The sequence below is a fragment of the Streptomyces sp. NPDC005393 genome, assembly GCF_040606675.1.
Lineage (GTDB): Bacteria > Actinomycetota > Actinomycetes > Streptomycetales > Streptomycetaceae > Streptomyces.
In genome coordinates this window covers 1-1,852 of sequence record NZ_JBEXFG010000133.1, presented here as the reverse complement: position 1 = coordinate 1,852, position 1,852 = coordinate 1, and the positions used below count along the sequence as shown (strand labels likewise).

Genomic DNA, 1,852 nt, shown 5'->3' with positions numbered 1-1,852 from the left:
ACACCTCGAAGCGTGAAGAACGGCCGCCCTGCTGTCTCAGGAACAAACCAAGATCAGCAGGTCGAGTGACCGGCGAGGTTAAAGATCAAGCTGAGAAGCTGTTGTCTTTCCGTACTTGATCGCTGACTTTTCGCTGGTCAGGAATGGTGTCGCGGTTTCCGTGGCAGGCAGGACACGTTGTGTCGTTGCGGTCGTGGAGGTGCGGGATGCCGTCGGTGGTCGGTCTGCTGGAGGAGCGGGAGCGGGGAGCGCGGCAGCGGGTGGAGGTGCTGAGGGAAGAGGCGGACCGGGTACTTGCCGAGTTGCGTGACGCGGAGCTGTTCTGGGAGCGGTTCGTGACTGCGCGGGAGGTTCTCGCCGAGGTTCTCGCTGGTCCTGGCGACGGTGCTGACGCCGAGAAGGCTGCCGTGCCGACTGGGGAGAGTGTTTCCCCGATGCCGATGCCGATGCCGAAGGGTGGGGCGGTGTCGGGATCGGTGGTGCCGGTGCGGCGTGAGGGCCTTGAGGTGTCGGTGTTGTCGGAGGATTACCAGCGGATCGTGGAGGTTCTGGCCGCCTCGGAGACGGCGTTGGTGTGCAAGGAGATTGCTGCGGCGCTCGGGCTGGAGCGGGTGCCGGCGAAGGTGGAGGGGGTGCGGTCGAAGGCGAACCGGCTGGTGAATCGGGGCTGGCTGGTCAAGGAGCCGTCGGGGCGGTTCACGCTCGCTGCGGGGTTGCGAGGCGCCGGGTCATGAGCATGGTCATCGACCACAGGATCATCGCCTCGCTGGAGTCGGGGCGCCGTTCGTAGTCGCGGGCCAGACGGCGTGAGCGGAGCAGCCAGCCAAAGGTGCGCTCCACGACCCACCAGCGCGGGAGTACGACGAAGCCGGAGACGTCGTCGCTGCGTTTGATGACGGTGACGACCAGGTGCAGGGCGGCCAGGGCCCAGGTGATCAGGGTGCCGGTGTAGCCGCCGTCGGCCCACAGCTTGGTGATCGTGGGGAAGCGCCCGTGCAGGGCGGGCAGCATGTCGGTGGCGGCCTGGCGGTCGGTGACGTCACCGGCGGTCACGTTGATCATCAGCAGCAGGCCGATCGTGTCGCAGATCAGGTGCCGGCGCCTGCCGTTGATCTTCTTGCCGCCGTCGTAGCCCCGGCTGGAGGCGCCGACGACCGCGTCGGCCTTCACGGACTGCGAGTCGATGACCGCCGCACTCGGCTCCGCCTCCTGTCCCGCCGCCTCACGGACCTTTCCGCGCAGCCGGTCGTGGAACTCGGCGATCAGCCCGGTCTCCCGCCAGCGGCGGAAGAAGGCGTAGACCCGGTCCCAGTCCGGGAAGTCGACCGGCATCGCCCGCCACTTGATGCCGTTGTCGACCACGTAGAACACGGCGTCCAGCATCACGCGGTGGCAGTAACTCTCCGGGCGTCCGCCCCGGCTCTCCATCCACGCCGGAACCGGCAGCAGCGGACGGACGGCCTGCCACTGCTCATCGGTCATGTCCGAGTCGTAGGCCGACATCCGGTCGGGCTGGTCAGCCGCGTTACCGAACCTGTGCGCGAGACAGTCACACGACGAGACGAACGAACTGGACCCCGTCGGCGTGAGCGCGTACAACTGCGACATCAGGGTCTCCTTGTGTACCTCGTTGCTTCAACAACTCCGAGATACGCAAGGGGCCCTGTCTTCATGCGCCCGCGAGGCCGAGTTCACCCGCCCCGGACCCCACTTTCGATCACACCGCACTCAAGATCGAAAAAAATACAGCTTCTGACCTTGATCTTTAACCTCGCCGGTCACTCGACCTGCTGATCTTGGTTTGTTCCTGAGACAGCAGGGCGGCCGTTCTTCACGCTTCGAGGTGTCGAGC

The 1,852-nt window shown here is 66.0% G+C and carries 2 protein-coding genes; one reads left to right on the top strand and one right to left on the bottom strand.

What is annotated here, in order from left to right:
• Positions 1–206 precede the first annotated feature (206 nt).
• Positions 207–734: a hypothetical protein gene (locus tag ABZS71_RS35590; RefSeq protein ID WP_356216999.1), complete on the top strand. Its 528-nt coding sequence runs from the start codon at positions 207–209 to the stop codon at positions 732–734.
• Here the strand turns inward: ABZS71_RS35590 and ABZS71_RS35585 are convergent.
• Positions 697–1,608, bottom strand: coding sequence for an IS5 family transposase (locus tag ABZS71_RS35585; RefSeq protein ID WP_356216997.1), 912 nt, complete (start codon positions 1,606–1,608; stop codon positions 697–699). The two genes, ABZS71_RS35590 and ABZS71_RS35585, sit on opposite strands and share 38 nt — an antisense overlap.
• Positions 1,609–1,852 lie beyond the last annotated feature (244 nt).